Here is a 25,916-nt window from a genome sequence, read left to right on the forward strand (position 1 = left end):
CAACATGCACGACCTAATTACAAAGTTATTACTGGTCATCGTTTATCGTCTAAATTCTCATCAGCACTATGCGCTTCAAGGGAGGTCCTACCTTGGCCCCCTGAAGACAATAAATGCCTTGGTGTAATTAGCAGAAACCATTTGCGCTTGAAAATCCTCTCGCGGCAAACGGCTTACAACGTATGAAGTAAAGTAGTTTCGAGCTGCCCCAGACTTAGGTCTCGGTACTGCACACACATGAAATATCCACTACAGATTAAAAGTCTACGGGAAAACTACCGTAAACCCGGCCAAACCTTGCCTGTAATTCGTGAGGATTTGGACATGATAGAAGGGCAAAAAGGGGCCAAAAGGCCCATGCCAATAGCATTGACAATCAGGAATAAGTCTTATTCTTGACTAAATGGCAAGGATAAAGTCATTACTGAATTGGTGCTACATCAGGCTTAAACTATAAAAAATAGTAATATAAATCACTATTTTAACGGTAAAATTTCTTTTATTCAAGCTCAGGAAATTAATTCTGGCTCACCCAAATGGAAACCCTGGCCAAAGTCAATACCTATTTCCCTAACAGCATCCAGCAGCTGTGGTGACTCGATAAATTCGGCAACGGTGCGTTTTCCGAGCGATTTGCTGATATCGCTGATGGCTTTTACCAGGGTGAAATCAGTCTCGTCATCCAGAATATCCTTGATCAACAAACCGTCTATTTTCAGAAAATCGACGGGTAATTTTCTAAGATAGGCAAAGGAGGACAAACCTGAGCCGAAGTCGTCAATACCGAAACGGCAACCAATTGCAGACAGCTCATGCATGAAGGCGCTGACCTTTGACAGATTGGTTATGGCGGCAGTTTCGGCAATTTCGAAACACAGCTTACTGGCCGGCACTGGACTGCTGGCAATTGACTTGACCAGTCGCTGGCAAAACTGCGCATCCGTGAAGGAGCCTGCTGACAAGTTGATGGAGACGTGTCGAATGTTATGCAGCAACTCCGAATTGGCACTGAGCCAGCTCAACGTCAATTCTATTGCTCTCTCGTCCAGCGCCGAAACCAGCCCATAGCGCTCAGCGGAGGGTAGAAAGGCCTGCGGCACGATCAACTCTCCATTAGGCAACTCCAATCGCAACAGCATTTCGAATCGCAATCCGTCAGAAGCCTTGTTCAACGGCATGATTCTCTGACAGGCCAGGCGCAGCCGCCCCGTCTCCAGAGCGGCGTTGATTTCCTCTACCCAATGGGTCGACACTTTGCGATTGCTCGCATTGCCCTCGCCTTCCCGGTAGACAACGACTCGATTACGGCCTTCGTTCTTGGCGATATAGCAGGCTGAATCAACGGCACCGAACAGGGACTGGATGCTCTCCCATCGATCATCCACCACCACCAGCCCCACACTGACACCGATCGTGAAGCGGTTCTCGTGCCAGAGAAACTGAAAATTCTCGACTTCGTGCCGAATCTGATTCGCCAGTTTGAGCGCTTCAGGAACACCACACTTATATAGCAGCACACCAAATTCATCGCCACCCAATCGAGCCAATACGTCACTTTTTCGCACCAGAGAGTCAAATAGCTGAGTCAGCTGACGCAACAGCTCATCGCCTGCCTGATGACCGCAGGTATCGTTGACGATCTTGAAGGAGTCCAGATCCATGAAGCACAGGGCGTGTGCCTGTCGCGTCAACCGGGAAGCGACCAGGGCTTCTTGCACCGTACTCTCAAAACTACGCCGATTCACCAGACCTGTCAGTGCATCGTGACTGGCATGATAGGCCGTTGTCTCAGCCTGGCGAACCGAGGCGGTCACATCGCACCCGACACCCCGGTAACCAACAAATTCGCGCGCCTGATTGAAGACCGGAATACCGCTATAACGTACAACGCGAGTTTCGCCACCCACAGACCATCGGAATTCAAAATCACGAAAAGGCCGGCAAGCACGCAACTGTTTCAAATGCCCAGCCCAATGGGACTCTGTATTGATATTGGCTGGATGATCCAGCAGTTGGTCGATTGTTCGACCGACAATATTTTCGCGCGTAATACCCAGCACACGTGCCAGACCGTCCGATGCCACTCGAAAAGTCAGTTTGGCATCCAGCTCCCAGAAAAAATCGGCAGCCGCACTTGCATAATGCCGGTAACGTTGTTCATTGGCGCGAATGCGCTGCATTTCTGCCAGTTGTTTTTTCAATTCACCAGCCCGCATGGCCAGTGCGACATTTTGTGGTTGCTGAGTAATTGCCACATCGACGAAAGACAGAAGAGTGGCTTGCGTTTGCCCCCACTGTACTTGCGTGACTCGGGCAATCAACCGCACCAGACTGCCGGTTTGCGATTGCGCCTGCAAATTGATGCGCTGTTCTTCAGCACGCACCGCAGAGATCTGATCAGTGAGCGCCATACGAGTCGCACGCTGCAACTCTTGAGCACTGAACAACTCACTGACCTGCCCATTTTCCATCAGAGCCTGAGCGCTGGGATAACCGAGCACCCGTGCAGCCATGTCGTTGGCGAACAGTATCGTGGTGCGATCAATGATCAGGCTGCCCTGGATACCATCGTTGACAAGGGTCTGATAGTCGATGGTAACCGCGGAGTTCGGCAAGTTCAGTTGCGGGCCGCCGATCAACCGGATATCGATGCCACGAACCTTGTTATCACTCGTAATGATCGGTGTCCGCACAATCATGGCTTGCACCTGCCCCTCGTCACGAGCAAGGGAATCAAGACGGATTGCGCTGATGTCAGCCTGCGCGGAAAATATGGCCTGACTGTCCAGAGCCATCTGCTCACGGGCAATTTCACCGGAAAACAGATCAAAATCGGTTCTGCCAATGACTTCGTCAGGCGACCCGCGACCGACGCTGAGAGCGAAAGCCATTGAACATGCACGATAGATCAGGCGTTCGTCCTTGAGGGCAACTCGGTCGCTACCTTGCCCAAGGACGCCACCCCGAATCAGCATCTGCACATTGATTCCATTCTTGAGCAACTGAGGTTCACGGAGAAACAGGCATCTCGTTCTGGCCACCGGAAGGAACTTGATTATAGTTTAATATCCAAAGACAAACGTTATACGTGTCAGTGAATATTGTTGAATCTTTGCGACAAAATGCGTGGTTTACACGTTTCTGGCTGCCACCAGCAGCTGCTGACACAATATGTGACATTACCGCCCTGTTCGTTGAATTTCAAACCTTGTCAAAGCCTGCCTGATCGGACGATACCTCATCATGAAAATAATGCCCACCGACCCCATCGTCATCGTAGAAGCCGCCCGCACCCCGATGGGGGGATTCCAGGGAGACCTGTCGCCGGTTTCAGCAACCGAGCTGGGTGCCGTCAGCATTCGGGCAATACTGGAACGTACCGGCATCAACGTCGAGGAGATTGACGAAGTCATCATGGGCTGCGTTCTGCCTGCCGGTCTTGGCCAGGCGCCGGCCCGCCAGGCATCTCTGGCAGCCGGCTTGCCCGACTCTGTTGGTTGTTCAACGGTTAACAAAATGTGTGGTTCTGGCATGAAGGCCACCATGTTCGCTCATGACCAGCTGCTGGCTGGCACCAACAAGATTGTGGTGGCAGGTGGTTTTGAAAGCATGAGCAATGCTCCCTACCTACTTCCCAAGGCCCGGGAAGGTTTGCGTATGGGGCACGGCGAGGTCAAAGATCATATGTTCCTCGACGGCCTGGAAGATGCCTACGAGACTGGCAAGTTGATGGGCCACTTCGCCGAGCTCACGGCCACTCATTATCAATTTACACGTGAAGCTCAGGATGCCTTTGCCATCACATCGTTGCAACGTGCTCGACAGGCAATTGAGTCTGGCGCGTTTTCCCGCGAAATTGCGCCGGTTACCGTCAAGAGTCGCAAAGGCGACACACAGATTTTGCACGATGAGCAACCGCCCAAGGCCAACCTGGAACGCATACCCGGACTGCGCGCCGCCTTTGCCAAGGACGGTACCGTCACCGCTGCCAACGCCAGCTCCATATCCGATGGCTCTGCAGCCATGCTACTGATGCGTGAGTCCGAAGCCGAGCGACGCGGCCTGACGCCACGAGCCCGCATTCTGGCACACGCGACCCATGCGCAGGCACCCGCCTGGTTCACCACGGCACCGGTCTATGCGATGGAAAAATTACTGGCAAAAATAGGCCGACAAGCCAGTGATATCGACCTGTATGAGATCAACGAAGCCTTCGCTGTCGTCACCATGGCCGCCATGCACGAACTCAAACTGCCGCATGAGAAGGTTAACGTTCATGGCGGTGCCTGTGCTCTGGGCCATCCCATTGGTGCCTCAGGTGCGCGCATTCTGGTTACCTTGTTGCACGCACTCGAACATCATTCGCTATCTCTGGGCATGGCCTCTCTGTGTATCGGTGGCGGCGAAGCAACAGCAGTTGCAATAGAGAGAGTCATATGATGTGATTACAGCGCTGGAAAAACAAAAAGGAATCGGATGAGCAACTGCATAGACTTCTATTTTGACTACTCTTCGCCCTACGGCTATCTTGCCTGTGAACGAATTGAAGCGATTGCCGCCAAATCCGGTTGCACGGTGGTTTGGCATCCGATATTGCTGGGTGCCGTTTTCAAGATCACCGGACAGAAGCCTCTGACTGAATCGCCTCTGAGAGGCGACTATGCTGTCAGAGATTTTTCTCGTTCAGCGCGGGAGCACCAGCTCGAGTATCAGCACCCTGCCCAGTTCCCTATTGGCGCAATCGCCGCCTCACGCGCTAGCTTATGGCTACGAGACAACAGCGACCCGCAATTAAGAGCCAAAACCGCAGACTTCATCCATGCGATTTATCGTGCCTATTTCAGTGCGGGCCAGGACATTACCGATGCCACCGTCATCGCGGCGGTAGCCGGTTCGCTAGACATCGATTCTGAGGCGCTACTACTGGCCATCGCAACACAAGCGGTCAAGGACTCTTTGCGCATTGAAATCGAGCAGGCAATTTCTGCAGGTGTTTTTGGTTCTCCCACCATGATTGTCAACAATGAGCCTTTCTGGGGACACGACCGACTGGAACAAATGGAACGCTGGATCAGCAGTGGTGGCTGGTAAGCCTACCGCGCTGCGATTTCGAATTCAGTCCGCTTGACGTAATTCTGTGATGCCCGCTATTGATCGTGATGGCCGTTGTGGCTTATCGTCTGTCTCTGGATCTTAATCACTGACTGACACCGAACCCGTTATTACATGGCTTACCTGAAAACTGAAACCGATACACGCGGCGTTACTACCATTACGCTGAATCGCCCCGACCATCACAACGCAATGGATCGTGCGTTCATCGATGAATTCACGGCCACACTGAGTCATCTTTTTTCCAGCAACACCCGCATATTGATCATCAGAGCCACTGGCAAGAACTTCTGCGCCGGTGCCGACATCAACTGGATGAAAGCCTCGGTCAAGCTTAGTCCCGAGCAAAACGCCGCCGATGCCATGGCATTGTCAAACATGCTCGATGCCTTGAACTCGTTCGACCGCCCGACCATTGCCCGCGTTAGTGGAGCCGCCCTGGGTGGCGGCACCGGCCTGGTGTGCTGCTGCGATATCGTCGTTGCCGATGAAACCGCTCAATTTGGTTTCTCAGAGGTTCGCCTCGGCATCATCCCTGCCACCATCAGTCCCTATGCCATTGCTGCGATTGGGCCACGAGTCGCCAGACGCTACTTTCTGACCGGCGAACGCATCGACGCTGTCGAGGCCTACCGAATTCGACTGATCCATGATGTCTGCTCCAGCGACAATATGGACCGCCGGGTTAACGAGAAGGTCAGCGCGTTACTGGCAGGTGGTGCGATGGCTCAAGGCGCCTCCAAGAAACTGATCGCCGACGTCACCGGCAAACCCATCGACGAACAACTCAGAACCACCCTTAGCCAGCGACTGGCACACATTCGTGCAGAGGACGAGGCTCAGGAAGGGCTCGCAGCATTTCTGGAAAAACGTCCCACCAGCTGGTCCAAGCAGTAGCCAAGTCTAATTGGTCACCACACTACACATTGCCATTTTCAGAACAAATTACCACTTGTTTATTGGAATCAAGGATAAATGGCTAGCTGTTGTCAAGAAAACTACCTATCCGTAAATGTAATTTTTACAAAAAAATGACAACAAAAATCGTGCTCGATCTAGACGGAACGCCTCAGCCTCATATCTTTATAGTGCTAGCGATTCATCAAGCTCATGATTTCCAGGGTTTCAGCACTATCTTCACCAAACGTTAATTTGCTTGCCGTTAATGCCTTTTCATAATAATTATTTGCAATAGCGAATTCTTTTTTCAGGCCATGGATATTTCCCAATTTTTTAAAGGCAGATATAGTGGCTTCATTGTTTAGCCTAATGTATCTTAATCGCGAATTATGCATCCCTGTAATCATACCTTCTTCTTCCTTTTTTATATTTTCCGTATCACCCAATCTTTTTAATAAGGATTTTTCATAATACATTTGTGCTTGATCATATTGCTTATCGTCTTCAGCAAGTGATCCCAGCTTATCGTATGTGTTAGCAAAGCCATACATATCTGATTCCTTCAGTTGCTCTTTTATATGTAAAGATTTCAGATAATAATTTTTTTCTTCCACCTTGCTGCCAAGCAACAAAGATAGCCTTGCCATCTCTTCATAAATAGCCGCTGTTTCGGCATTATTTTCATTGTCGTCCTTTATCCGTTCTTCAATAATTTTTTGATAAAGGTCCAGTGCAATGTTGTTTTCTCCTTTATCTACCGCTTCTTTTATGGATAGTTCTTGTTTGCTTTTTGTTAGATTTCCAAAAAAATCAGGGTAGATAAAATGAATGATTAAAGCGTAAATAATGATGGATATAACGCTATAAAATATTATGTTCGATTGACGGTTTGTCATTAAATCCTGTTTATTGATCGTTCTGAATAATTAATCGGAATATGGTCATTTTATATTTTTATACCTCATTACACTTACAAAACCATCTCACACTGTAAATCGATTAGCTCTACAGATAAAAAATCTGCTAATTTTTCAGAATCACTCTTCAATTGAACAAGGTCATTATGATTAAGGATATTAATTCGACGACCATTCTTGGTTAACATATTGAGCTCGTAACATGGGTAATTTAGCCCGTTCTTACTCGTAATCACTTTATCGAGTATTTGTAATGAGACGATGTTTCCAAGTTCTACCTTACGATCGATATTATTTCTGAATGAACCTCTATTCTTATCAAAAGTAACCTGCTTGACAAAAGGCATGACCAGGGTGATACCGAAAGTCAGAATGGCTATCCCAAACGCTCCAAGGAAGATTGTAAAATCTAATTGATGATTTTTCACATAGACAATCACTGCCAGTAGCAATAGAAACAAACCCACTACGATATAGATAACACAAAATAACAGTGAGCTGATGGTAGGTTTAAGATCGGCTACATTCTCATTAAAAATAATCGTATGTGATCTAAATTTCGGCCCTTTTTGCAGTAAAGCTTTTTTGAGATCTATGGGTGTATCTTTTACCTTCATTAGAATTATTCCTGCTAATTATTTTTCGTACATTTCTGTTATTTATTACTAACACACATAAAAAAAGCCCACCTGAGTGGGCTTTTTTTTAACTACGTGGATTTGTTAAATCCATTATTTGTATTTTTTGATTTCACCTGATTTTACGCGAGCTACAAATGAAGCTAACTCATCTTTAACAATCGGCATCAAGAAGTACAAACCAATAATATTGAAGATAGACATTGCAAATATTGCCGCGTCAGAGAAGTCGATTACCGCACCGAACTGGATAGTTGCGCCAACGACTACGAAGATACAGAAAATTATTTTAAATATCATCTCTGTTGCTTTGCCTTCACCAAAAAGGTAAGTCCAGGCTTTAAGACCGTAGTAAGACCATGAAATCATCGTTGAGAATGCAAACATGATTACTGCTACAGCAAGGAAGTATTTGAAAACACCAATTGAATCTGAGAATGAAGCAGCTGTTAATTGAACACCTGTCAAGTCAGCGCCATCAAATGGAGCTACGTTCAAACCTGCAATAGTAATTACCAATGCAGTCATCGTACAAATAACCACTGTATCGATGAATGGCTCAAGTGTTGCAACCAAGCCTTCTGTAATTGGCTCTTTTGTTTTAACTGCTGAGTGAGCAATTGCCGCAGAACCGACACCCGCCTCATTAGAGAACGTTGCACGTTTCAGACCCTGAATCATTGCACCGATAACACCACCTACAACACCTGCTCCTGTAAATGCACCGTCGAATATTGCACCGAAAGCAGCTCCGATTTGACCCGCATTCAGCGCAATAACAATGATACCCATACCAAGGTATAGAGCAGCCATGTAAGGAACAATCTTCTCAGTTACTGATGCAATTGAAGGCATACCACCGACAATTACCGAGAACACTAATGCTGCAATAACCACACCTGTGATGACTCCGAACTCAGCAGGAACACCAAATGCATAAGTTAACATCGCATGAGCCTGGTTAGCTTGGAACATGTTACCGCCACCAAGTGAGCCCAAGATACACATTAATGCAAAACCAATGGCAAGGAACTTCCCTAAGCCACCAAAGCCTCTTTCTGCCATTGCATCACGCAGGTAATACATTGGACCACCAGAAATAGCTCCTGAAGGAAGAACTGTTCTATATTTAACACCCAAAGTACACTCAAAGAATTTTGAAGCCATACCTAACAGGCCACACAAAATCATCCAGAAAGTTGCACCTGGTCCACCGATAGCTACCGCAACGCCAACACCTGCGATATTACCCAAACCAACTGTACCTGATAACGCCGTTGTTAAAGCCTGGAAATGAGAAACCTCACCATCTTCTTTCGCGTCTGGATCAGAATATTTACCACTAACAATACCTAAAGCCAAACCAGAACGTCTGAATTGAACAAATCCGAAGTAGATCGTAAAAATTATTGCTGCAATAAACAACCAACCGACGATTAAAGGAAATGCAGTATCACCGACAGGGACACTATAGAAAATAAGATTAACAAACCAACCTAAATAATCCTTGAAAAAGGTATCTACCCCAACACTTATACTTGTAAGCAATGAACTGAAAGCACCTGGATCTCCTTCAGCAGCATATGCACTCATTGTAAAAAAAGTTAAAAATATCCCTATGGGATATCTATTCGGTTTTTTCATAAAATATAAACCTTATGTTTTGATTTGTAGGGTTTCAAAAATGACTGCTGAGAAGCTATGCAGCTTTAGTAACTAAAAATCCAAGTAGCTTACCCTAGTGTCCTGTAAAAACAGTTGTGTAAACGTGTGACTATTCACCTATAGCAGCAAACCCATTGTGACTTTCTTATTTACTGAGAAATCACCGGGAGTGAGGTTTCAGTACATCGTATTTTTACCGTTTCCAGAAAGAGGATGCGGGTTGAATTGAAATAAAATGGAATTGTGAAGTTACACTCAAATCAACACAGCCCGCACGATGAAACATAGCAAATCTGACGTTCCTTGTAAATTTATGCTCGTCTGAATAGTCAGAGAGAACAAGTACTGGAATGCAGATCAAGACTATCCTGAATCACGTCCAGAAGTTCAAGTCTTTTGTGCACGGAGAGGTCCGATTGCTGGCAAACACCAAGCAGCCTATCCTGGATAGTCGAGGTGCAATAGGATTGAGCAGATGCCCTGGGCACTGGGCAAGCGACCTTAGATCTTCGACGGCGCCTTTACGGGTCTGGGAGTCGCTGGTGGTTTCGTTGCTGCTCTGATTCAAGGCTTCAGGTGAGCCGCTTTCCCCAATGAAGCGGGTGTCGGGTTATGCAACGATTGCTCACTCAGCGGTAAAAACCAAAGAGCCAATCACAGAGGGCTTTGCCTCTCTGCGTTTGAAGTCAGGCTACCGCCCTTTTTATTGGTCGCCCGTTCGCAGCTGCTTGGCAGTCTCGAACCAGAAGTTCAGCAAGTTGCTGATATCCGTCCTGATAGTCTTGATGTCTATGCCCTTGGACATATAGGCGTTGGCATGATGCTGATAGCAGAATTCGATATCGTCCGGGTTCTCGGATGTCGTCATCATGACCACCGGAATCTCCTGATATTCCTCGCTCTTCTTCAAAAAAGCCAGAGTTTCACGCCCGTCCATCAAGGGCATGCGAATATCCATGATGATCAGCCTGGGACGCAAGGTAGCCAGAGCGACAATGGCCTCACGACCATTGATGGCCCTCACAATTTTGACATCCGGACGCAAGACAGTGATGCTGCGCTTGAGCATCATCGCATCAATATCATCATCCTCAACCAGCAGAATTGTATTTTCACTAATCATGTCAGATTCGGGCATCAAGTTTTTTCAAATTGGCTTGGCAAGGTAACGTTATACAAATGCGCGTCCCCCCTCGATAATCGTCGTCTACTTTGATCTGCCCACCATGAGCATTCACTACGGTTCTAGCAAGAGATAGACCGATACCGGTCCCTGAGTACTCTGCCTGGCCTGAATGCAAACGCTGCAGAGGTTCGAAAACCCGTTGTGCATGCTCACACGGAATGCCAATCCCGTTGTCGCTTATCACTATTTGCATTGCCCCCCCTTCCAGATCATCAAGATACTTCGCTACTATGTTGACGTCCGGAGGCAGGCCCGTCTTCATGTATTTAAGACTGTTATCCATCAGATTGTGCAATACACGACGTATTAACAAGGCGTCTGCCAATATTTTGCCTTCGGCCTGCACTGTAACCCTTGCGTGCGTCTCATCTATGGGTATCTGAAACTCCGAGACGACATCCATGATGAGCGGCTTGATGTCTATCAGTATCAGTTCAGGCTGTTTAAAACCGGTCTTGGTGAAATCCAGCAGACTGCTGATCAACTCGGTTATACGCAATACCGACGCCTGACTCATGCAAACGTGATTTCGAACCATTTCCCCGTTGTCTATATCTTCCAGAATCTGGTTGTTGAACAAACTGATATGACGCAGCGGGCCTTTCAGGTCGTGAGAGACGATGCCCGCAAACTGTTTCAATGAGGTGTTGGCTTCCGTCAATCGGGAGTTACTGGCGGCCAGTTGTTCATTGAGCGCATCAATCGAAATCATATGCTCATTGCGGTGACGACGCTGTATGAACAGGGTCAAAATCAATAATGACAACGCGATGGTGCCAGCCAGACTTACCAGGTTCAGGATTCGTCCCTGCGTTTCGATGTTCTCGACCTGAAAATTAACTGACACCGACAACTGATCCAGCAGACTGCTGATCTCCTGAATGGCGAATCGGTCATCCAGTCTCAGCGCTCTGTCCAGTTGATGGGCGGACATGCCAGAATCGACCAATCCGGGAATGCGTTGCAGCCTCTCACTGTAGCCATCAATTATGGAGCGTGTGTTCGACAGGGTTGTTTCGAAACCCAGACTACTGGCGCTTTGCTCCAGCTCCCAAACCAGTTCATCGGCAGTTCTTGCAGCCTCTTTGCCGGCCTCCAGATACTGTATCTCGTCAGGTCGCAGCAGAAAATTCTTGAAATGATGGATGAGCCCACCGTAACCCAACACCTGAGTCAACTCCAATGCCACACCATAGGTGGTATTCAGACTGTGGCGAAGATCCAGAGTTCGTGCCTGCACACGAGCACCGACCCAGAATTGCACAGAGATCAACAGAACGATGATCAACGGCACAATAAACCACTGAACTCCTCGCGGTTTCAGAATGTTTGAGAACCCCATAGTTGGTTCAACTCAACAATAGAAAGGCTCGAATCATCATCGTATGAAGGAATCTGCATTACATATCCATTGCGCACTAGCCATTTTCATCCTCTGAATTACCAACTGCTCGCCGACCTTAACCCAAAAGATATAGCCGTCAACTGCCATAGTGTTACAGAAATTTACACTTCCATTTATCGGATCGTAAACCCCATTTTTCAAAAATCAACGTTCTGCTTATTACTACTTACAGAAAGTTGACCTACGAACATGAAAAAATTGACGCAGTCCACTACTTGCCTGGTCCTGACCTCGCTCACTCTGATGACAGCGGGTTGTTATCGGGAAAATGCAGGTATTACCCGGTCTTCGCCTGATCAGATTGCTTCAGACTCACCGGTCAGGGTGTCTCCTTCACCCACTACGTCGAGTAAAGGTCGCCAGGCTGAAATGCCAATGGGGATAGTCAGCGACGAAGCCGTGTCGCAACCTCAAAGTGCCATGAGCTTCACACGCCAAAAGATCCAGAGCAACGAGCACCGGCAAGCACCAGTGAATGCATATTCTGCCCAGAGCCAGGAAACCTATGCAGCATTGATACGCAATGCGACGGTGCAAACGTCGACACAAGCTGTGTCTACCTTCAGCATCGATGTCGACACAGGAGCCTATTCAAATGTTCGACGGTTTATCCAGAACGGCCAGCTGCCACCTGAGAATGCCGTGCGAGTTGAGGAATTACTGAACTATTTCTCCTATAACTATGAAGCAGCAACTGATACGCAAGTGCCCTTCAGCGTTACCACGGAAGTGGGCAAGACGCCATGGAATGACAAAACCCAACTGCTGCACATAGGTCTGAAAGGCTACGTTCCCCCGGCAGCGGACACTATCGCTGCCAATCTCGTTTTTCTGATTGATGTCTCCGGTTCGATGGATAGCCCCGACAAACTCGGCTTGCTGAAGTCGTCCATCAGCCTGCTAAGCCATGAACTGTCGGCCAACGACACCGTCAGCATTGTTGTCTACGCCGGATCCTCGGGCACGGTACTGGAGCCCACCCCCGGCAACCAGCATCAAAAAATTGACCAGGCATTGAACCGGTTAACCGCTGGCGGCTCCACCAACGGAGCTCAAGGCATTGAGCTGGCGTATCAACTGGCCAATGAAAATTTTCAGATCAATGGTATAAATCGCATCATTCTGGCCACCGATGGTGATTTCAATGTCGGCAACAGCGATGTCAAATCACTCACAAAACTGATCACCAGAAAACGTGAATCGGGTATCGCTCTGACGACTCTGGGATTTGGTACTGGCAATTACAATGACCAACTGATGGAACAGTTGGCCGATGCGGGCAACGGCTCCCATGCCTATATCGACACCTTGGGAGAGGCTCGCAAAGTCCTGGTTGATGAAATGCAGGCAACCTTGCTTACGATTGCAGGAGACGTCAAAATCCAGGTCGAATTCAATCCTGAACAGGTCAGCGAGTACCGTCTCATCGGCTACAGCAACCGGCAGCTTGCCAACGAGGACTTCAATAATGATCGTGTGGATGCTGGCGAGATAGGAGCCGGTCATACAGTCACAGCGCTTTATGAAATTGCCTTGCAAGGCGATGGCGGCGAAAGGCATTCAGCCAAACGATACGAAACGTCAGCACAGGCAGAGAAAGAGTTGAACGGTGTGGCTTCGAGCGATCCTCGACTGGATGAAATTGCCCAGGTTCACCTGCGCTACAAATTGCCGGATGAGACAAAGAGCCGCCTGACGACGCATATCATCAAGAAACCCGATCCGGAACACCCGGCACCACTGTCAGAGGATTTTTTGTTTTCGGCAAGCGTTGCAGCATTCGGACAATTGCTGCAAGGCGACAATCGACTGGAATCTTTCAGCTATCAGGACGTTCGCCAATTGGGCGCAGGCTCCCTGGGTGACGATCCTTTCGGTTACCGGGCAGAATATCTGCGCCTGGTTGACATGAGCGGCAGTCTGGACCGATTCAGCCGTCTTGAAAATCGTGCTGACATACCCGATGCAGGTTGATTGGATATCACGCCCTGATCGTCGCTCATCATGTTGATGAGCGACGTTGCACTGCTATCATCGATGACTACTGAGCGATGGGGGCAGCAGCTTTCAGTCGCAGGAGCCGGCATTCACTTGACGACCGATATGGACGAAGATGGGCAATTGATGAAAGCCTATGCAGGCGGCGACGCCGCAGCATTTGAAACCTTGTACTCACGCCACAAACAACCGTTGTTTCGATTTGTAAAAAACAGTTGTGGCAACGAAGCTATCGCACATGAACTCTATCAGGACATCTGGTTGCATGTGATAAAAGGTCGATCAAGCTATCGTCTGGAGTCGCCGTTCCGAGCCTGGCTCTACCGCATCGCACGCAATCGCCTGATTGACCATTACCGCCAACAGCCGGTACTAGCCGATAGCTCGTTTGATCCGGACACCCATGTCATCAGTCTATCCACAATGACCAGCGCGCCATTGACACCCGATGAAATTGCCGAACTCGGTGAGCGCGCACAGGTGCTTCATGCGGCACTGCAAACCCTGCCCGCAACACAACGAGAGAGTTTACTGCTGCGCTACATTGCCGGCATGAGCCTCAAAGAGGTTGCCGCAATAGTCAACGAAGGTACTGAAACAATAAAGAGTCGATTACGCTACGCCACCGCCAAACTGAGAACGCAACTGAAGGAGTTGTCGCAATGAGCAACGACAAAGAGGTCGCCTCATCAGACGACCGCGATCTGGTCGAACTATTCGACTCGCAACAGGAGAGTGTTCCCGAAGCGCTGGACAAGTACATTCTGAATGCGGCGCAGGATGCCGTATCACAAACCGGTACAACGGACGATAGACAAACCGGTGTCGGGATCAAGGGCTGGTTCGCAATAGCGGCAACCCTATTGCTCGGTGTGACAATCACGCCCCTGCTTCTGCAGTCTCCAGAGTCTGCACTCAAGAGCACTACATCCAGGGTTACGGCGACAGCAGATGCTGCGTCCGAGTCCGCCTTCGAACCCGAATCCGCCACCCAATCCGAATCCCGTTACCTGGCTTCGGCAGATAGAGAAGAGATCGTCTCTCCAGCAGCCGACGCCCCCATTCTTGAGAGCCCTGACAATCAAATCAGCGCAGATAGTGCCATTACCCATGAGCAAGCCGGCATCGTGGCTGCCAGTCCCATGGTATCTGCCATTCGAGCACCGAGCCCCACCGCAAAAAGTGAACGTGGCGAGCTGGTTGAAAACCGCAATGTGCCGGATGAGCCTCTGTATCGTCAGTCAGCAAAGGATTGGATCAAGGAAATTAGTCGTTTGGTGGATGACAAAAACCCTGACAAAGCCCAGACAGAATACGATCTTTTCCGAAAGGTCTACCCGGAATATGAACCAGATTTCCAACTGGACTACTAGTGGACTATTCATGTGCTTCGCCACTCTGATATCGCCACCCTACTCCCTCATGGCACCGAAACACGACACAACAATATGAACCTGAAGACCAAGAAGTACTGGCTGTTCGACATGGACGGAACTCTGACTCAAGCCATGCATGATTTTGATGCCATGCGCAGTACCCTCGGACTGCCAGCCGGCATGCCGATCCTGGAAGCTCTGGCAGCCATGGATCCCGAACAAGCCAAGGTGAAACATGCCGCTCTGGATGCCATGGAGCTGGACATGGCCGCAGATGCAATACCTCAACCAGGTAGCCACGAATTGCTTTCTCTATTACAAAGTCAAGGGGCTACACTTGGCATAGTAACTCGCAATGGCAAGCAGATAGCCAATGTAACATTGGCGGCTTGCGGTCTGGATGAGTTTTTCTCCGATGCGGACATCATCAGTCGTGACTGCTGCGTTGCCAAACCGGATCCAGCCGGTGTTCAACTACTGCTGTCTCGCTGGACAGCTGATCCTGCCGATGCTGTCATGGTAGGCGACTACCTGTTCGATTTGCAGGCCGGTCATTCTGCAGGAATTGACACTGTTCATATGGATGTAGACAGCCGCTTCGAATGGCCTCAGTACACCAGCGTTTCCGTGAATTCCTTGCAGGCGTTGACTGCTTATATAAGCCCTTAGGGATCGTGAAACAATCCCTTAGGACTAGCGAGAAACCACCATCTCAATTGAAACTCATTTATGCTCCCCGGTGAAAAAATCAGGAAATTCGCAAGCAATCTGATCAATGGACTTGAGGATGCCTTGCAAGTGTTTTCGCATCTGTTCAATGGCATCCAGGGGCTGGCCCTTCGCAATGGCAGACACGATATCTGCATGCTGGCTGACCAGACGCTCCATGTGAAAATCGTTGAATGAAAGAAAACGCACTCGATCCATTTGCGTCTTCACGTCTTCAATGACACGCCAGGCGTAAGGTTTGCCTGCAGCTTCCGCCAGTGTCCGGTGGAATTCGTCATCCAGCTTCATGAATTGCACCGGTGGCTGCTTCAGCAGTTTTTTCTGTGCTGCCAGCAAGGCCTTTAGCTCTTTGATGACAGAACTCTCGGCAGACTCAGCCACGACTCTGACGATATCAGCCTCAATCGCTTCGCGCACAAAGCGCGCATCCAGCACCGCTGGCACCGATATACGCCTGACAAAGGTGCCTCGCTGTGGGCGGACGTCCAGCAGGTCTTCTGCCTGCAATCGCATGAAAGCCTCGCGAATAGGCTGACGGCTGATGTCCCATGTTTTTGCCAGCTCGATATCGGACAGGCGCTGACCAGGCAGCATATCTGCTCTGATGATTGCTTCCTTGAGCATCTGGTAGACCTGCGGACTCAAGGCACTACCCGGATCGATCTCTCCTGTCAGAACGGCAGCCATGCGGCGTTATCCAGTTGCGTAGGATACTAATATATTACTATACTAGTTTCGCACGCAAGCCTTTTTTGGCGGTTTGGTTCCCCAGGGCGCAATATGGTCCTGTCAGCTTTCATTCAACAACGCATGGACATACGAACATGAAGCACACATGGCGATGGTTTGGTCCCAAGGATCTGGTTAGCATTGATGATGTCTGCCAGGCAGGGGCAAAGGGAATAGTCTCCGCCCTTCACCATATCGACAATGGTGAAATCTGGAGTCCGCAGGAAATCCAGACGCGCCAACAGGCCATTGCAGTACGCAAGGACAATTCAGCCTCGGGGCTGACATGGGATGTCGTGGAGAGCGTACCCGTCTCGGAAGACATCAAGAAACAGGATGGCCAATGGCACACTCATATCCAGAACTATAACCAGACACTCACCAATCTGGCGGCAGCCGGTATAGAGACGGTCTGTTACAACTTCATGCCGATACTGGACTGGACACGCACTGATTTGCGCTGGGAACTACCCAATGGCGGCACCTGCATGCGCTTTGATCTGACTGACTTTGCGCTGTTTGATATCCACTTGCTAAAACGCCCGGGAGCCGCTGAGGATTACCCTGAACAGATTGTCGAAGCCTGTACACGCAAACATCGCAGCCTGTCTGACGAGCAACTGAAGCAGCTGCAAACCTCGATTGTCTGTGGTCTGCCCGGAGCCAATCAGGAACTGACTATTGACGATGTGCGTGCACTGCTTTCACAGTACGATGCCATTGATGCCGATCGACTTCGCAAGCATCACCATCAGTTTCTGGAGATGGTCGCCCCGCATGCACAGAGTCTGGGTATGCGCCTTTGCTGCCACCCTGATGATCCACCGTTTTCACTGCTGGGTCTGCCTCGCGTGGTGTCTACCGAGGCGGATTATCAGGCCATGCTAGAGGCGGTTGATGTCCATGCCAATGGCGTCACTCTATGCAGCGGATCGCTGGGTGCACGTGCCGACAATGACCTGCCTGGAATGATGCGACGCCTGGGTTCACGCGTGCATTTTCTGCATATGCGCAATGTCACACGTGACAATGACGACCTGCCCTGCTCTTTCTACGAAGCAGAGCACCTGGCCGGCAGCACCGATATGGTGGCGCTGATTGGTGCAGCCCTTGATGAAGAGCAGCGCCGCCGCGATGCCGGTCAGAGTGACTGGCAGATCCCGATGCGGCCAGATCATGGTCAGGATATTCTCGATGACCTGGGCCGCCGAACGCAACCCGGCTATCCGTCCATCGGCAGGCTCAAAGGTCTGGCCGAGCTGCGAGGGGTGGAAACCGCACTGGCCTCCTTGAAACAGACCGTCGTCGCCTGATCAGGAATTATCTTGCAAGCAGCTGCGCCGGGCCCGTACTACGGGGTGACGGCGCAGCCATAAAGTCAGGGCCAGCAGCCATGGCAGCACAACACCTGCTCCACTGCCACTCTCGCCACTGGTCTCAGAGACTTCATCTTCAGCAGGTCTCTGGCCAGCTTCAGTGCCATCAATGCCTCGCCCCGTGTTATTGGCAAAACTGACAGCATCGCCGATGGCACTTGCCACCTCCTGACGCGAAGCCTCGCTACCCGAAGGACATAGATCGGTGGGCAATAGTGCTCCCGCCAGACAGACATCCAGGGCATGCTCGCCTTCGCGAATCAGTTGCAGCTGAGAACTCGCTCCCGAGCCCGCACCGCACTGAACGATTTCCCGCAACGTGTCAGGTTGTTCCACTTCGGCATCCAGAGCCAGTAATTGCCTGCCCGCCAAAGCGTCACACAGACGAACGGACTGTCGCGCCTCAACCAGCCCATCCTGCATGCCATGCACCATGAACACAGGTGGTATATCGATTCCTTCCTGCACGATTCGCAGTGGAAAACTATTTTCCGGGATCGGCGACGCACTCACATCGGCCTCATCGGCACTCACATTCAGCAAGCGCTCAAGAATGCCCAGACCTTGCTCGTCGGTGTAGAAGCCCTGCTGCGCACGCAGAGCAAAATCCGTGAAATCTGTCGGCGTATAGAACAACACGGCGCTTGCCACTTCGCTGGACCTGTTAACTGCCAGAGAAGTAGCCAGATGTGCCCCGGCCGATTGCCCAAAGACCACCGGCTTGGGAGAGCTGCCATAGTCGGTCGCATGAATCTGCACCCAGTCCAGCGCAGCCGCCGCATCATCACTGATCTGTTCGATACTCGCCTCATTACAGGCAGCACTCCCTTCAGAATCTCCCAGCAGACGATAGAACGGTGCATAAACCACAAACCCTGCGTCAACATAATGCGGGATAGTCATTTCAAGGCCGAAGAAACCAAATCCGCGGCTACTCCAGCTGCCACCATGCAAGGCGAGCAACGAAGGCCGCTGTTCACCCTCACTCACCGGACTCGGAGCGTAGACTCGCATTTCCAGAGCACACTCCCCCCGCAACGTCTGCACCGTGCGATAGATCTGCCGTTGCAGATAAGGCTGCTGCACACCCTCCAGCGAACGGGCACCCACATCCAATCGTGTACCCGGTGGAAGAGTCCATACCGGCGGTGTATTGATGCCCTGCCCCTCACCCAGTTGGTCAGCATTGAGCAGTAACTCGCAATGACTGGCGAGTGTAGTCGGCTCGAAGGCGACGGGGATTTCACAGCCAGCATCACTGAAATAGTCTTGATCAAGTTCATCAGGTACGCGGCTGACACAACGCCCCTGCTCCTGCCGATACAGAGGCGTAACCCTCATGTCTGCCAACAATGGCTCTATCAACGCGCAGGCCAGAGAACTTCTGAAAATATCGCTCAACGATGGCTGGGCTGCCACTGCACTCGTTGTCGATAGCAAGCTGAGGATCAGCAGCGTGCCATAAGCGGAACATCTAGCGAACGTTCTTTTACTACTGCATTCTGGCTTCAAGAATGACCACCCTGAGTTGATTTGCCTGTTGCTGCGTCAAGCGACGCTTCGTATCGATCTGATGCCGCTGTCCGGCAGGGATTACCTGACGAACACTGTGCAGCTGCTGTCGTGACCCCGATCTAGCGCTAATACCCAGCTTTACAAAGCCAATATCACGAGATGTCTGGTTGATCAGTTCAATCGCAAATGTACCCCGACTGGTCAGCCCCTGACGCACCAGCAGAGTGGTCTCGGGACCGACCGGTGGATCCAGTCGCATGAGTGAGGCACGCGCCTTGCTCGCCTCATCTCCTGTTGCCTGAGCGGCCATCGCATAATAACGCTTCGCCACCGAGAGTTTGCCAGCCCGCTCGGCATACTGCCCCAGACTGAGTTGAGCCGCCGTTGTCGGCAGCAACTTGATACTGTTGGCGTAGTCGGCCTGGGCTGCCCGTGAGTTTTTCTGCAGCTCGTTGATCTTGCCACGTTGCAGATAGTAGTAATAGAATTTGTCGTTCAGCGAAATAGCCTTGTCGAATGAGCGCTTGGCACTGGACAGATGACGCTGCGAGAGTGCGATATCACCCATCAGTGAATGGAAATGGGCCTCATTGGGCTCAATACGCATGGCTTCGCGTAGCAGAGCCGATGCCTGTTTCGAATTCTTTTTCTGGAAAGCCAGCTGCGCCATATCAAAGTCTTTATAGGCTTTTTCCGTCTTGAACAGACGCGCCATGGCTCGGCGATATTCGCTCTGTCCTACCTTGCCACCCTTGCTCAGGCCACTGGCGGTCTTGATATTCTGAGCCACTCGTTTTTCTGACGGCGGATGACTGGCAAACAGCCGCGACAGCGAATCACTTCTCTGCCCTTTGGACAAGGCGACGAAAGTTCGCTGTAACTCGACCGCGCCCTGCGGATCATAGCCAGCCTTGGCCATGTAATCCATGCCATAACGGTCCGATTCCAGCTCGGCACCCTGACCGTACTGACTGTTGATGATTTGCGCACCCACACTGGAAACCAACTGCACCTGCTGGCCATAGCCTTCACGTGCCCCCAGGATGGATGCGGTCATGATGCCCACCTGCAAGCCGATTCCACGAGTCTGCCCTTTAGCACCATGCTTGGCGGCTGCATGCACAATTTCGTGACCCAACACGGCCGCCAGTTCAGATTCGCTCTTCAACCGGACAAGCAGGCCCCGGTTGATGCTGATCTTGCCTCCCGGCAAAGCCCAGGCATTCGGGGTGGAATCGTTGATGACATGAAACTCATACGCCAGCTTCCGGTCACTATGGGCGGCCAGTCGTTGCCCGACTGACTTTACATAGGCCTCCACGCTCGGATCAACGACATAGTCACCACCTTGAGCCTGCCGCTGAGGCAGGTATTCCCGCGCCCCCACCTGCATTTCCCAGTCTTCGGATACCAGCAGAAAATCCTTTTTGCCTGTCACCGGGTTCTGTACGCAGGCACTGAGCACCAGCATACTGAGCATGCCAGTGGCAGGCAGCATTCTCCATCGCTGCACAACAGCCCGGATACTGCTGTTCTGAAGATATGTTCGTAGTCCTGAGCAAATCATGTACTGGAACCCTTTGGCTGTTTACTCGTTGAAAGCGCCTGCACTGCAAACCCTGCAATCGAGATTTAGTGGTGGTGTCCACCCACCCCATGAGCATGCCCATGGGCACGCTCTTCAGCACTTGACTCACGAACTGAAACGATCTGTATATCAAAGGTCAGATCAACCCCTGCCAACGGATGATTGACGTCCACATCAATATTGAATTTTCCCACTTTGATCACGGTGGCTGGACTCGGCCCGTGCTCACCTTGCATGGTAATCACCTGACCGGGACGGAACGTTTGCTGTTTGCCTCCGTCTATCTTCTTGCGAGGCAGGCGCTGCTTGCGATCGGGGTAGCGTCTGCCATAGGCCTTTTCATGGGGTATGGTTATCGAAAAATCATCACCGGCAACCTTGCCAACAAAGGCATCCTGTAATGCCAGCAACACGCCGCGTTCGCCGTGTAAACACAGGACGGGCTCGCCTGCTTTGGATGATTCCATCTTTTGCGCTTTGCCGTCATACAGGTCGTAATGAAAACCGATAACCATATTCGGCCCTGCAACAGCACCACTGTTGCTACCCGTGCCTTCGCTGGCATCTGCTTCTATAGGTGTCTGATCGTCTGGCATTCTAGTGTCTCTGCTGCTCTTCAAAGTGTCGACAGTGTCATCCTCGATGCGTCAGTAGAAGGCAGACGCGCGTTGTACACTGGAGTGACCATGATAACCACTACTCCACAGCCGCGGGCAACTCGCAAGCACTTGTCTGATCTGCCACGTATCATCTCTGCTCTGGCCCTGCTACTCATGCTTGCCAGCTGCACCAACAGCAAATTGCTGGTCACGCCTTTCTATAATAAGCTTGATGACAAGATTCTCGCTGAATTCAACAAGCTCGCCGACTTCAACAAAGCCCAGAGCGCTGTTTTTGAACAAGCTGTCGGTACCTTTCATGTCTGGCACAGGCAATCTGAACTACCGCAGTATGCCCAGCTGCTACAGGACATTGCCCGCACAATCACAGAGCCCGAGGCCACCACGGACAAGGCAGTCACACAATGGGTGAACACGGCTGAAACACTCTCGCGCTCTGTACGTGAATGCTATCCGATCAATTTCATGGCCGGCACTGCCAAGACGCTCACTGACAAGCAGATCAATAGCATCGAGAGCTATATCCAGAACGAACAACGCGAGGATCGCCAGCGCCATGAATCACTCAGTGCCGAAGAGCGCATGGACAGACGCGTAAAAAATGCCGACAAATGGGCTGACCGTATCGACCTGAAACTGACTCAGCAACAACGCGATGCTTTGCGTGACAGCTTCTCCCGGCAAATCAGCCTTCGCAAACAATATCTGGACCTGCTGGAGACCTGGAACCAACAATTGTTTGCCATCGCACGCAATCAACAAGACAAGAATTACGAAGCAAAAATCCAGGCGCATATCGCCAAGCGATGGACGTTGCTTGAAACCAATCATGCGGATGAATCGCGGAGCAACCGCCAGCTGTTTCGAGAGACGGTTCAGGAATTTGTTCACAGCCTGGATGCACAGCAACGCCGCAGTGTCAGTCGCTGGGTAGGCAAGATGGGATCCACGCTACAGGCGGTGTCGCAAGACAAGCCCTCATTCAGACCAGGCAAAGATGCCAGCGTCGGCTGTCTGGTGCAAACGGCAAACTGAGAGCACCTCCCCTGATCAGGCAAGCCTGTCGGGGGACACCGCTCGTCGATGCTCGGCAAAGGCTGCAACCATGGCATTGACATCGCGCAGCGTTCGCAATCTGGCGAACAATTCATTGGCTTCCGGATAGGTCCGCTTCAGATACGCCAGCCACTGTTTCGTCCGGTTACCGACATGCCGCGGGCTCTGACTGTCCGATCGCAGAAACTGCGCCTCCACATGCTGTGATATATCCAGCCATGCCATGGGAGCCAGTGGCGCCTGGCCTGCAGCCGCTGCGCGGATACGCAGCGCCAGATCGGGAGCTGCCAGTGCTCCGCGCCCCAACATCAAATGCCGACAACCGCTGGCCAGACGCGCCCGCACACTGTCATCTACATTCCAGATTTCACCATTGATATAGGTCATGTTGTCATCGGGCTGCACGACACTCGCCACCTCAGCCCACCACGCCGGTGGCTTGTAACCGTCAAACTTGGTGCGGGCATGAATGGCCAGTTCGGTTGCACCCGCTTCACGAACCCCCTGGACTATCTCGGCCAGGGCGTCGCTGTTGTCGTAACCGAGACGAATCTTGGCCGTCACCGGTACTTCGGCCGGAACCGCATCCCGCACAGCTCGCACGATACTGGCAACCTTTTGCGGTTCGCGCAACAGAATCGAACCTCCCAGGCTGTTGTTGACCGTTTTTGCAGGACAACCAAAATTCAGATCGACTCCTGGCGCCCCCAACTCCACCGCCCTGCGGGCGTTGGCCGCCAGACATTGCGCATTACTGCCCAATAACTGCGTGTAGACCGGCACACCACTTTCGGTCTGACCGTCGGTCTCCAGCTCCGGACAAAGTCGCAGAAAGACCTTTTCAGGCAGCAGGACCGTGGTTACCCGGATGAACTCTGTCACACAGCGGCTGTATCCTCCCAGCCCGGTCAGCAAGCGTCGCATGGGCGCATCGATGACGCCTTCCATGGGTGCAAGCACGATTTGCCCTATGGGTAGCTGGTCCCTTGTTAAGGGCGAGGCAGAGATCGGATCGAGCACGATAAGTAGAATTATTGTCAAAAACCAGGACAGACATCTTATACGGAACGCATTCTCGACGGGTTTTACGACATCACAGGACGCGAAGTAGTAGCATCCCGCGGCTTACCCGCCTAAACTGCCCAGATAATGGATATTGGCCTGACACAAGAACTTGTCGTTCTCGAACGCAACCGCAACTCACTGCTGCTGGACGATGGCGCTGGAGGTGTGGTCCCTCTCCCGACCAATGAAGCTGAATTGGCAGAACCGGGAGAGCTCCTGCGCGTGTTCATTTTCGTCGATGCTCAGGGAAAACCGCTGGCCACCACGAAACAACCACTGGTCGAACGCAATCAATGCGCCTCTTTGAAGGTGGTGGACATCACCAATGCCGGTGCATTCCTGGACTGGGGTCTGGCCAAGAATCTGCTGCTGCCCTTTGCCGAACAGCGCAGACCTCTGGAAGTCGGACGCCATGAAAGCGTGCTGGTCTATCTGGACAAGAGCGGACGCCTGGCTGCCAGCAGCCGTCTGGATCATCATATGCCTGAGACCGGTGAAGATTTTCAACCTTGGCAGAGCGTTTCTCTCCTGATCTTTCAACGCACCGATCTGGGCTTGAAAGCCGTGATCGACAACCGCGTCCTGGGGCTGCTCTACAAAGATGAGATCTTTCAGGACGTACGTGTGGGTGACACACATCAAGGCTATATCAAGCGCGTGCGACCCGATGGACGTATTGATCTGACATTGCAGCCACAAAAAAAGATGCTCCAGCCCAATCTGGCCGATGCGATCATCGAGAATCTGCAAGCTAACAATGGCGTGTGCTTTCTCAGCGACAAAAGCTCACCAGAAGCCATCCAATCAGTATTCCAGGTCAGCAAGAAGAATTTCAAGCAGACTTTGAGCACGCTATACAGGGAACGACGCATCACCATCCATCCGGACCGAATAGAGCTCGTTGAACCTGACACGGGCAATCACTGATGGCTATTCAGTGGTTTCCCGGGCATATGCACAAAGCCCGCAAGGAAATGGCCAAGGTATTGCCCGAAGTCGATGTAATCATCGAGGTTCTGGATGCCCGCATTCCCTGGAGCAGCGAGAACCCGATGCTGGCCAACATTGCCGGCGACAAGCCCTTGTTACGGGTTCTGACAAAAGCCGATCTTGCCGACCCTGTCCGGACTGAGCAATGGCTGGTCGAATTACGTCGCCACGAGCGGCACGATGCCATTGCAATCACTGCCGGTGACCCGGCGATCACCAAGGCCATACCGCAACGCCTCAAAGCACTGGTCCCACCTCCGACCTCACCTCGCCTCAAGCCCTATGTCGCCATGGTGATGGGCATTCCCAATGTTGGCAAATCCACATTGATCAACAAACTGGCAGGTCGGGTTGTGGCTAAAACCGGCAATGAGCCTGCCATCACCAAACGACAGCAGCTGATCACTCTCAGCGAACACTGGCGCCTGCGCGACACCCCGGGCATGCTGTGGCCCAAGGTTGAGAACGAAGCCAGCGGCTACCGGCTGGCTGCTACGGGAGCGGTGCGAGATACCGCCATGGACAGCTCAGAAGTAGCGGCCTACCTGCTGGATCACCTCTGTGTTCACTACGCAGAAGCATTACGGGCCCGTTACGGCAAGACGCTACCGTTGGATGAGAGCGTGCAGACGCTAGAGGCCATTGGCAAGATGCGCGGCTGCCTTGGTGGCGGTGGATTGATCGATTTTGATCGAGCCGGACGTCTGCTGTTGTCCGAATTTCGTGCCGGCCTACTGGGTGGAATGACGCTTGAGACTCCGGCCATGCGCCAGAAAGAGGAGGCAGAAACCGCCAAACGGCTCGCTGAAATCGCCGCACGACGCGAACAGCGTCGCGAAAAGAAATCCGAAGAGCGCAGTGCCAGAAAAGCACGCAAGAAAAACAGTTAGGGATTGTTTCACGATCCCTTAAGCGAGTAAGCAGTGGCGATCGTTCACAACTGAACAGTCGCCGACTCGGTGTCCAGGAGCCTAAAACCTTGACCACTCCACAGAACAGGCCTGCAATCGCTCCGAATATGCCGCCATCGCGAGTCACTGCTCGATAAAAT

23 protein-coding genes are annotated in these 25,916 nt (G+C 51.4%); 12 read left to right on the forward strand and 11 right to left on the reverse strand.

Annotated elements, in window-relative coordinates; translation table 11 throughout:
• Nucleotides 1–509: 509 nt before the first annotated feature.
• On the reverse strand, nucleotides 510–3,041 hold the full coding sequence (locus tag IMCC3135_RS26315) for an EAL domain-containing protein (protein ID WP_088920297.1): 2,532 nt from the start codon (nucleotides 3,039–3,041) through the stop codon (nucleotides 510–512).
• A 211-nt stretch (nucleotides 3,042–3,252) separates the two neighbouring features.
• On the opposite strand from IMCC3135_RS26315, the gene IMCC3135_RS26320 reads away from it, so the two are divergent.
• The 3 genes from IMCC3135_RS26320 (at nucleotide 3,253) to IMCC3135_RS26330 (ending at nucleotide 6,009) form a co-directional block, all read left to right on the forward strand.
• On the forward strand, nucleotides 3,253–4,440 hold the full coding sequence (locus tag IMCC3135_RS26320) for an acetyl-CoA C-acyltransferase (RefSeq protein ID WP_169727591.1): 1,188 nt from the start codon (nucleotides 3,253–3,255) through the stop codon (nucleotides 4,438–4,440).
• Nucleotides 4,441–4,476: 36 nt separating this feature from the next.
• Nucleotides 4,477–5,091 carry a 2-hydroxychromene-2-carboxylate isomerase gene (locus tag IMCC3135_RS26325; RefSeq protein WP_088920298.1) on the forward strand — a complete coding sequence of 205 codons (615 nt, stop codon included), beginning with the start codon at nucleotides 4,477–4,479 and terminating at the stop codon, nucleotides 5,089–5,091.
• Between the two features lie 135 nt (nucleotides 5,092–5,226).
• Nucleotides 5,227–6,009 carry an enoyl-CoA hydratase-related protein gene (locus IMCC3135_RS26330; RefSeq protein ID WP_088920299.1) on the forward strand — a complete coding sequence of 261 codons (783 nt, stop codon included), beginning with the start codon at nucleotides 5,227–5,229 and terminating at the stop codon, nucleotides 6,007–6,009.
• A 194-nt stretch (nucleotides 6,010–6,203) separates the two neighbouring features.
• Here the strand turns inward: IMCC3135_RS26330 and IMCC3135_RS26335 are convergent, their stop codons facing one another.
• The 5 genes from IMCC3135_RS26335 to IMCC3135_RS26360 form a co-directional block, all read right to left on the reverse strand.
• The gene (locus IMCC3135_RS26335) at nucleotides 6,204–6,908 is read right to left on the reverse strand and encodes a tetratricopeptide repeat protein (RefSeq protein WP_088920300.1); all 705 of its coding nucleotides are present in this window, start codon (nucleotides 6,906–6,908) and stop codon (nucleotides 6,204–6,206) included.
• A 74-nt stretch (nucleotides 6,909–6,982) separates the two neighbouring features.
• Nucleotides 6,983–7,546: a hypothetical protein gene (locus IMCC3135_RS26340; protein WP_088920301.1), complete on the reverse strand. Its 564-nt coding sequence runs from the start codon at nucleotides 7,544–7,546 to the stop codon at nucleotides 6,983–6,985.
• Nucleotides 7,547–7,660: 114 nt separating this feature from the next.
• Nucleotides 7,661–9,211, reverse strand: coding sequence for an alanine/glycine:cation symporter family protein (locus IMCC3135_RS26345; protein ID WP_088920302.1), 1,551 nt, complete (start codon nucleotides 9,209–9,211; stop codon nucleotides 7,661–7,663).
• Nucleotides 9,212–9,935: 724 nt separating this feature from the next.
• Nucleotides 9,936–10,370 carry a response regulator gene (locus IMCC3135_RS26355; RefSeq protein WP_088920303.1) on the reverse strand — a complete coding sequence of 145 codons (435 nt, stop codon included), beginning with the start codon at nucleotides 10,368–10,370 and terminating at the stop codon, nucleotides 9,936–9,938.
• On the reverse strand, nucleotides 10,357–11,760 hold the full coding sequence (locus IMCC3135_RS26360) for a sensor histidine kinase (protein ID WP_088920304.1): 1,404 nt from the start codon (nucleotides 11,758–11,760) through the stop codon (nucleotides 10,357–10,359). The genes IMCC3135_RS26355 and IMCC3135_RS26360 overlap by 14 nt, the downstream gene beginning before the upstream one ends.
• 252 nt (nucleotides 11,761–12,012) lie before the next feature.
• On the opposite strand from IMCC3135_RS26360, the gene IMCC3135_RS26365 reads away from it, so the two are divergent.
• From IMCC3135_RS26365 to IMCC3135_RS26380, 4 genes are all read left to right on the forward strand, one after another.
• The gene (locus tag IMCC3135_RS26365) at nucleotides 12,013–13,797 is read left to right on the forward strand and encodes a vWA domain-containing protein (protein ID WP_088920305.1); all 1,785 of its coding nucleotides are present in this window, start codon (nucleotides 12,013–12,015) and stop codon (nucleotides 13,795–13,797) included.
• A gap of 36 nt (nucleotides 13,798–13,833) precedes the next feature.
• Nucleotides 13,834–14,487, forward strand: coding sequence for a sigma-70 family RNA polymerase sigma factor (locus tag IMCC3135_RS26370; protein WP_157736283.1), 654 nt, complete (start codon nucleotides 13,834–13,836; stop codon nucleotides 14,485–14,487).
• Nucleotides 14,484–15,194 (forward strand): hypothetical protein, encoded by a 711-nt coding sequence (locus IMCC3135_RS26375; protein ID WP_088920307.1) that lies wholly within the window; start codon nucleotides 14,484–14,486, stop codon nucleotides 15,192–15,194. Before IMCC3135_RS26370 ends, IMCC3135_RS26375 begins: the two co-directional genes overlap by 4 nt.
• Nucleotides 15,195–15,269: 75 nt before the next feature.
• Complete coding sequence (locus IMCC3135_RS26380) at nucleotides 15,270–15,866, forward strand: HAD family hydrolase (protein WP_088920308.1); 597 nt, start codon at nucleotides 15,270–15,272, stop codon at nucleotides 15,864–15,866.
• A 54-nt stretch (nucleotides 15,867–15,920) separates the two neighbouring features.
• Here IMCC3135_RS26380 and IMCC3135_RS26385 read toward each other — a convergent pair whose 3' ends face one another.
• Entirely contained in the window at nucleotides 15,921–16,613 is a 693-nt protein-coding gene (locus tag IMCC3135_RS26385; RefSeq protein ID WP_088920309.1) for a GntR family transcriptional regulator, read from the reverse strand.
• 137 nt (nucleotides 16,614–16,750) lie between these two features.
• Between IMCC3135_RS26385 and uxuA the strand changes: the two genes are divergently transcribed.
• Nucleotides 16,751–17,968, forward strand: a complete 1,218-nt coding sequence (uxuA, locus tag IMCC3135_RS26390; RefSeq protein WP_088920310.1) for a mannonate dehydratase — start codon at nucleotides 16,751–16,753, stop codon at nucleotides 17,966–17,968.
• Here the strand turns inward: uxuA and IMCC3135_RS26395 are convergent, their stop codons facing one another.
• Nucleotides 17,969–19,372: an alpha/beta hydrolase gene (locus IMCC3135_RS26395; RefSeq protein WP_088920311.1), complete on the reverse strand. Its 1,404-nt coding sequence runs from the start codon at nucleotides 19,370–19,372 to the stop codon at nucleotides 17,969–17,971. It lies immediately after the preceding gene.
• Here IMCC3135_RS26395 and IMCC3135_RS35285 point away from each other — a divergent pair.
• Complete coding sequence (locus IMCC3135_RS35285) at nucleotides 19,371–19,496, forward strand: hypothetical protein (RefSeq protein ID WP_257790396.1); 126 nt, start codon at nucleotides 19,371–19,373, stop codon at nucleotides 19,494–19,496. The two genes, IMCC3135_RS26395 and IMCC3135_RS35285, sit on opposite strands and share 2 nt — an antisense overlap.
• A 27-nt stretch (nucleotides 19,497–19,523) precedes the next feature.
• Here the strand turns inward: IMCC3135_RS35285 and IMCC3135_RS26400 are convergent, their stop codons facing one another.
• Entirely contained in the window at nucleotides 19,524–21,044 is a 1,521-nt protein-coding gene (locus IMCC3135_RS26400; protein WP_157736284.1) for a M48 family metalloprotease, read from the reverse strand.
• 134 nt (nucleotides 21,045–21,178) lie between these two features.
• Entirely contained in the window at nucleotides 21,179–21,730 is a 552-nt protein-coding gene (locus tag IMCC3135_RS26405; RefSeq protein ID WP_157736285.1) for an FKBP-type peptidyl-prolyl cis-trans isomerase, read from the reverse strand.
• A 90-nt stretch (nucleotides 21,731–21,820) separates the two neighbouring features.
• On the opposite strand from IMCC3135_RS26405, the gene IMCC3135_RS26410 reads away from it, so the two are divergent.
• Nucleotides 21,821–22,789 carry a DUF6279 family lipoprotein gene (locus IMCC3135_RS26410; protein WP_088920313.1) on the forward strand — a complete coding sequence of 323 codons (969 nt, stop codon included), beginning with the start codon at nucleotides 21,821–21,823 and terminating at the stop codon, nucleotides 22,787–22,789.
• Between the two features lie 15 nt (nucleotides 22,790–22,804).
• Here the strand turns inward: IMCC3135_RS26410 and IMCC3135_RS26415 are convergent, their stop codons facing one another.
• Nucleotides 22,805–23,770: a tRNA-dihydrouridine synthase gene (locus tag IMCC3135_RS26415; protein WP_236994663.1), complete on the reverse strand. Its 966-nt coding sequence runs from the start codon at nucleotides 23,768–23,770 to the stop codon at nucleotides 22,805–22,807.
• A gap of 189 nt (nucleotides 23,771–23,959) precedes the next feature.
• Here IMCC3135_RS26415 and IMCC3135_RS26420 point away from each other — a divergent pair, with 189 nt between their 5' ends.
• Together IMCC3135_RS26420 and ylqF are read left to right on the forward strand one after the other, a co-directional pair.
• On the forward strand, nucleotides 23,960–24,802 hold the full coding sequence (locus IMCC3135_RS26420) for a CvfB family protein (RefSeq protein ID WP_088920315.1): 843 nt from the start codon (nucleotides 23,960–23,962) through the stop codon (nucleotides 24,800–24,802).
• Nucleotides 24,802–25,755, forward strand: a complete 954-nt coding sequence (gene ylqF / locus IMCC3135_RS26425; protein WP_088920316.1) for a ribosome biogenesis GTPase YlqF — start codon at nucleotides 24,802–24,804, stop codon at nucleotides 25,753–25,755. Before IMCC3135_RS26420 ends, ylqF begins: the two co-directional genes overlap by 1 nt.
• Nucleotides 25,756–25,916 lie beyond the last annotated feature (161 nt).

Origin of the sequence: Granulosicoccus antarcticus IMCC3135, assembly GCF_002215215.1 — a bacterium.
GTDB classification, from domain to species: Bacteria; Pseudomonadota; Gammaproteobacteria; order Granulosicoccales; family Granulosicoccaceae; genus Granulosicoccus; species Granulosicoccus antarcticus.